Genomic DNA, 6,151 nt, shown 5'->3' with positions numbered 1-6,151 from the left:
GCTCAATAGTAAGCTTGAGCAGTTCTGTATGGTGTATTCAGTGGCTGGAGATAATTAGGATAGGATAACTTGTCGTTACTTAAAAATAGCGATAAGTATATAAATGAAGGATTAAAGATGTGACCAAAGACGTTAGGCGTTTGCCTAATGTCTTTTTTTCGTGTAATGCCCGACATGATCATACAAACCATGGATAATAGGATGCTTGTTGAATAACACCGATGGCGAAACTTTATTGACAATCATTGACTAATCGAATAAGATTCACCTATCTGACAGGTGGAAAGGGTGGTTGAATAAAAATGATTCAGAAAATAAAAAAACAGAATGTTCATGAATTGGTCTCTGAGGAAATCCAAAAATATATTGAGATAAAAGGATTACAGGAGGGGGACAAGCTTCCTGCCGCTGAAGAGCTAACTAAGCTGCTAGGCGTAGGGCGTTCTTCTTTGCGAGAAGCGCTCAGGTATCTAGAAGCGATCGATATCGTCAAAGTGGTCAACGGTAAAGGGATATATGTCAATGACTCCGAATCTTATCGTTATAGCGGCAAGGTGAAAATTGAGAATGAGAAGAAGTTTCTCCTTCATATTCTGGATGTGCGTAGAGCTTTAGAGGGAAAGGCTGTAGAACTGGCTGCTTTACGCATTGATAAGGAAACCATTGAGAAGATGCGGCTATGCTTGGAAGAGTACGATGACTGCAAACGTAGAGGTGTTGATACTTCTGCAATTGATTATGAATTTCATCAGTATATCTATGCTGCTGCTGCCAATCCACTGCTCCATAGTGTATATGAATCCATATCTGAATTAATAAAGCGATTTTTTGCTGGTCCGTTTGGTGTAAAGGAGCTGTTCGACAATACTTACCCATTTCATCGTACATTATTTGATGGAATAGCCGAACATGATGTACAGCATGCATTAGGTGAATTCAATAAAATGATGGACATTATAGAGGCGACGATTCGCCAATATTAGGCAAATTTAGCGATTGACAACATGAAAGTGCTTACATTATATTATACCTATCATACAGGTAGATAGTATGAAACTATGTCTCGAGGGGGATTCATATGTTGAGTAAGACACGAAAAACATGGCTGTTGTCCTGTTTGACGATTGTGTTAGTTTTCACCCTGACTACAGCTTGCAATTCGTCAAAAGGAAGCAGCGATAAAGTTGTTACACTGCGCATGATCGAAAGCTTAACTAGTCCAAATCGTACTGCATTGATTAAAGCTAGTATTGACAAATTCATGGCTCAGAACTCCAACATTAAGGTTGAATTGATTTCCCCTCCGTTCGATCAGGCGGATAATAAGATTAGAACGATGCTGGGCGCCAAGCAAACACTGGACATATTGGAAGTACGCGACTTGAACGTTGCAGAATTCGTTAATAATAAATACGTAGAGCCATTGAACGACTATACAAAATCTTGGAGCGACTTTGCTACGGTAACCTCTGTTGCCCAATCCGTTGCTTCAGTTAAAGGCAAGCTATATTTCATCCCCAATGGTCTGTACCAACGCCAATTGTTTTATCGTACCGATTGGTTGAAGGAAGCCGGTATCAACACACCTACATCCTACCAAGAGTTGATTGACGCAGCAATCAAGCTGACTGATCCTACAAAAAATCGTTACGGTTTCTCATTCCGTGGAGGACCTGGAGCAAATGGTGTTCCGGATGCTTTGATTCAAGCGTACAATTCAGAGAAAATTAATACCGAGGATGCGATGTTCCTTAAAGATGGTGGTACGATCTATTCTTCGGAAGAAGCTAAAACTGCATTAGATTTATATGTGAAGTTATACAAAGAGGGATCTCCTCCGGATTCAATCAACTGGGGATTTCAGGAGCAGGTTCAAGCCTTTACTTCCGGTGTAACTGCATTTCTCCTACAGGATCCTGATGTTATTCAAGTATTGACTGAGAATATGAAAGAAGGCACATGGGCAACAGCTCCAATGCCAACTGGCCCTGCAGGCAAAGCGTTAATCTCTGCTGGAGGCGCAGGCTGGGGCATCACTTCCTACTCCGAAAACAAAGAAGCTGCATGGAAACTCATCACATTCCTATCCTCACCCGAAGAAAATACAAAGCTATCCAAAAGTCACGGCACTGTTCCGCTGCACTCCTCCGCTACTGAAGACGAATTTTTCCAAAGTGGTCCATACAAAACTTTACTCGATATGACGAATAAGCCTGATACATTCGTTAACTTTAAGCCAGCATTCGAATACCCTGCAAATGGACAATGGGGTACCGTATCTATGGAAACTGGTCAGGCTATGCTGTTAGGCCAAACCTCTGTTGCAGACACTTTAAAGAAATGGAATGAATATTGGGTTAAAGCGAAAGAGGATATGAATAAATAAACAGAAAATAATTATTGATGGTAGCTCTCGAGCTGCCCATCTCATTTTCTAATGAAGGCGGTGATCGATTTGAGAAAGCAGCGAACGTATATTTTACTCAGCTTGCTTCCGGCATTGGTGTTGCTGCTGATATTTACGTTCTATCCATTTCTGCAAGGCGTTGTCATGGCGTTTCAGAACTATGTGCTGTTTGATTTGACCAATGTTCATTTTATAGGCTTTCAAAACTTTGTTAGTGCTTTCGGTGACTCTAAGTTTCTAAAGGCTTTGACGAATAGTGCATACTGGGTGTTTTTCTCATTAGCCTTCCAATTTCTAATTGGACTTTCACTTGCATTACTCTTGCGAAAACGGTTCTGGGGAAGAGGCGTCTATCAGGGGTTTATATTCTACTCATGGGCTTTATCTGGCTTTTTAATCGGGTTAATTTGGAAATGGATGTTCAATTCTCAGATGGGTGTTATCAATGATATTTTAATGCGTACAGGTATTATTGAGACGAGAATTGGCTTTCTTTCAGATCCAAGCTGGGCTATGACGTCGGTTATCGTTGCCAATGTATGGTATGGCATTGCGTTTTTTGCAATCATGTTGCTAGCTGCACTCCAATCAGTTCCTGCAGATTTGTATGAAGCGGCGGAAATGGATGGGGCAGGGGGCATACGAAAGTTTGTCAATGTGACCTTTCCGTTTATACTTCCTACGATTATAGCTACGACATTGCTTCGGGCTATATGGATATTCAATGACCCTACGATTATCTATGGATTGACTAACGGCGGTCCTGCGGGAACTACCCATATTCTTTCCTCCCTGATGCTGGATAAGATCATCTATGGAGGGGACTATGGCATGGCATCGGCTATAGGCGTCACTATGATCATAATCCTATTGTTATACACGATCTTTTATCTGTTTGTAACCAAGTCGGAAAAAGTGGGTGATTTTTAAGATGAAGCCACGTATACTGACGGGTTTTAAGGTACTTTATTTAGCTCTACATTTTGTAATCATGGTCTTTCCCCTATACTGGATTGTTATAACCTCACTTAAACCACAAAAAGATATTTTCTCATTCCCTATCAATTATTGGCCAAAGCAGTTCACTCTGGATAACTATGTCCAAATATTTGAAATATCCAAATTTCATATTTATCTCGGAAACAGCTTAATAATCGCAGTTATCGCTGCTACTATCGTCATATCCATAGCCACTCTAAGTGGTTATGTTCTGGCTAGGTTTCAGTTCAGAGGGCATAAACAGATTATGATGGCTTTCTTCGTTACGCAGATGCTTCCTGGGTTTATTGCACTGGCTCCATTGTACTTGCTTATGGCGGATTTGAATTTGATTAATAAGCATTTGTCTTTAGTCATTAGCTACACGGTTATGCTCATTCCTTTCTCTACTATTATGCTGCGTGGCTTTTTCCAACGTGTGCCCTGCAGTCTGGAGGAAGCGGCTATGATTGACGGTTGTTCGCGCCTGACTGCGCTGCTCCGAGTCATTATTCCGGTCATGCTGCCGGGGATTGCTTCAACCTTTATATTTGCATTTGTACAGAACTGGAATGAGTTGTTCATGGCGGTAATGTTCATCGATAATGAGGCATTGAAGACGCTGCCAGTAGCTATGAATTCTTTCGTTATGAAGTTTGATGTGGACTGGGGGGCAATGTCAGCTGGAACGGTATTGTCGGTCATTCCAACCGTCGTTTTGTTCGCTTTTGCCCAACGTTTCATCGTAGAGGGTTTAACACAAGGAGCAGAAAAAGGCTAAGAAATTACTGGACTGAATAGAGGGGAACGACATGACAGAGAGAAAAGAATTGGATAATCAACTGCATACTAAAGTCTCTCATGATCAGGTAGATACACAACATTACGGTGCCGTAACGATACCGATTTATCAAAACAGCTTATTTGCGTTTGAAAACTACGAAGCTTTCGATCACGCGATGCAAGACGTATTATCCGCCAACGTTTATTCTCGAGGCAATAACCCAACCGTTCAATATTTAGAAAGAAAAATAGCCGATTTGGAGTGTGGTGAGCAAGCGCGCTGCTTCGCTTCCGGAATGGCTGCTATTGCAGGTACTCTGCATGCGCTATTGAGATCAGGTGACCATGTAATCTGTGTTGAGCAGGCGTATGGACCGACACGTGAATTTTTGAATGAAATGTCGGCAAGATATCAGGTGGCAGTCACTTTTGTAGACGGGACTTCGCTATTAGACTTTGAACAAGCCTTGCAGCCGAACACAAGGATTATCTATTTGGAAAGCCCTACTTCAGGCTACTTCCAGCTACAGGATCTTGAGGGTATAGCCAAGCTAGCTAAAGAGTCAGGCGTGCTTACAATAATTGATAACAGTTGGTCAACTCCATGTTTTCTACGGCCGCTTACAAAGGGTGTTGATCTTGTTCTGCATTCCATGTCCAAGTTTTTCTCCGGTCATAGTGATTGTTTGGGAGGAGTAGTAATTGGGAATTCTTCGCTTATTCAGCAGATTGGAAACAAAGGGTATATGCTGCTAGGTGGTATTATGACGGCACACACAGCATCGTTAATGATCCGTGGTCTTCGCACACTTCCGCTGCGTATGGAGCGTCATCAGAAGAATGGATTGATCGTTGYGGAGTATTTGGAGAAACATCCGATGGTCATTCGTGTGAATCACCCTGGCCTGAGCTCTCATCCCCAGCATGAGCTGGCATTGAATCAACAGGATGGATACAGCAGCTTGTTCTCCTTTGAAACGAAGCAACCAGTCGCTGTCATGAAAAAGTGGGCAAATGCACTGAAATATTTCCGCATTGGGGTCAGTTGGGGAGGATATGAGAGTCTTGTCACAGTAAATGCGACTAAGGTAAACAGAAATCCTGATGGTACGAACGCCTCTGTGATCAGACTGTATATTGGAATGGAAGATGTGGAAATGCTGATCGAAGACATGGAGGGAGCATGGCAGTTATTGAATGAATAGTATGGAAATGATAATTAAATAGATCTGACGACGCTTGGCTTGAGCTAAGCGTTTTTCTTTGTGTTTGTTGCTGGGCGAACAAATTTTTTATAGGGTATAATAACAATAGGGAAAAGAATTAAGCGTACTTTATTTCTAGTGGAAGAATGAACGAATCTATTTAAAAGGAGCTTGATTACTATGCAAAAGGTTACCCCTTTTTTGATGTTTCAAGGAAATGCGGAAGAAGCGATGAATTATTACACTTCGATCATTGAGGAATCAGAAATAATTCGTATTTCTCGTTATGGTGCAAATGAAGCAGGAGAAGAAGGAAGTGTTATGCAAGCTGCTTTTACGTTAAAGGGAACTGAATACTTGTGTATCGATAGTAATATTAAACATGAATTTTCATTTACACCATCGTTTTCCTTGTTTATTACTTGTGATACGGAAGAAGAGATAGACGAACTTTATGAGAAGTTAATTGATGGCGGCGAAGCTCTAATGGCGTTAGATAATTATGGTTTCAGTAAGAAGTTCGGCTGGATTGTTGATAAGTTCGGTGTTTCATGGCAATTTAATCTACTGTAATAAGAGGAGACCAATAAGAGTGTATGGAAGAATCCTATTGCACATCATCTGATGTGCAATAGGATTTTTTTGTGAAAAAAGATGTTGCTTTGCATGGCAACAACGGCTATCCTAACTAGTAAATATAGCGCTTAACCATCTAAATATGAATTGGATTAAGAGAATCACATGAAGAAATTACTCTTAAACCCTAAGTGATTTATAC

The 6,151-nt window shown here is 41.1% G+C and carries 6 protein-coding genes; all 6 read left to right on the top strand.

From position 1 onward, the window contains the following. The first annotated feature begins 302 nt into the window (after positions 1-302). The 6 genes from AC1DWN_RS25290 to AC1DWN_RS25265 all read left to right on the top strand — a co-directional run bounded on the left by AC1DWN_RS25290 (position 303) and on the right by AC1DWN_RS25265 (position 5,946). Positions 303-983, top strand: a complete 681-nt coding sequence (locus tag AC1DWN_RS25290; RefSeq protein WP_477561661.1) for a FadR/GntR family transcriptional regulator — start codon at positions 303-305, stop codon at positions 981-983. Between the two features lie 95 nt (positions 984-1,078). Continuing rightward, positions 1,079-2,386, top strand: a complete 1,308-nt coding sequence (locus AC1DWN_RS25285) for an ABC transporter substrate-binding protein (protein ID WP_477561660.1) — start codon at positions 1,079-1,081, stop codon at positions 2,384-2,386. A gap of 60 nt (positions 2,387-2,446) precedes the next feature. Further along, positions 2,447-3,337: a carbohydrate ABC transporter permease gene (locus AC1DWN_RS25280; protein WP_477561659.1), complete on the top strand. Its 891-nt coding sequence runs from the start codon at positions 2,447-2,449 to the stop codon at positions 3,335-3,337. Position 3,338: 1 nt separating this feature from the next. Further along, positions 3,339-4,166, top strand: coding sequence for a carbohydrate ABC transporter permease (locus tag AC1DWN_RS25275; protein ID WP_477561658.1), 828 nt, complete (start codon positions 3,339-3,341; stop codon positions 4,164-4,166). 31 nt (positions 4,167-4,197) lie between these two features. After that, a complete protein-coding gene (locus tag AC1DWN_RS25270; RefSeq protein ID WP_477561657.1) occupies positions 4,198-5,373 on the top strand; it encodes a trans-sulfuration enzyme family protein in 1,176 nt (391 codons plus the stop codon). A gap of 180 nt (positions 5,374-5,553) precedes the next feature. Further along, positions 5,554-5,946 (top strand): VOC family protein, encoded by a 393-nt coding sequence (locus AC1DWN_RS25265; protein ID WP_477561656.1) that lies wholly within the window; start codon positions 5,554-5,556, stop codon positions 5,944-5,946. The last annotated feature ends 205 nt before the right edge of the window (positions 5,947-6,151 follow it).

The organism is Paenibacillus sp. P4_A7, from assembly GCF_056402455.1.
The sequence above is the reverse complement of the archived record's forward strand: the minus strand, read 5'-3'. Positions and strand labels throughout refer to the sequence as shown.

Bases quoted from the DNA above. Each gene is read 5' to 3' on its own strand.
- AC1DWN_RS25290 (WP_477561661.1), top strand. From the start codon at position 303: ATGATTCAGAAAATAAAAAAACAGAATGTTCATGAATTGGTCTCTGAG.
- AC1DWN_RS25285 (WP_477561660.1), top strand. From the start codon at position 1,079: ATGTTGAGTAAGACACGAAAAACATGGCTGTTGTCCTGTTTGACGATT.
- AC1DWN_RS25275 (WP_477561658.1), top strand. From the start codon at position 3,339: ATGAAGCCACGTATACTGACGGGTTTTAAGGTACTTTATTTAGCTCTA.
- AC1DWN_RS25265 (WP_477561656.1), top strand. From the start codon at position 5,554: ATGCAAAAGGTTACCCCTTTTTTGATGTTTCAAGGAAATGCGGAAGAA.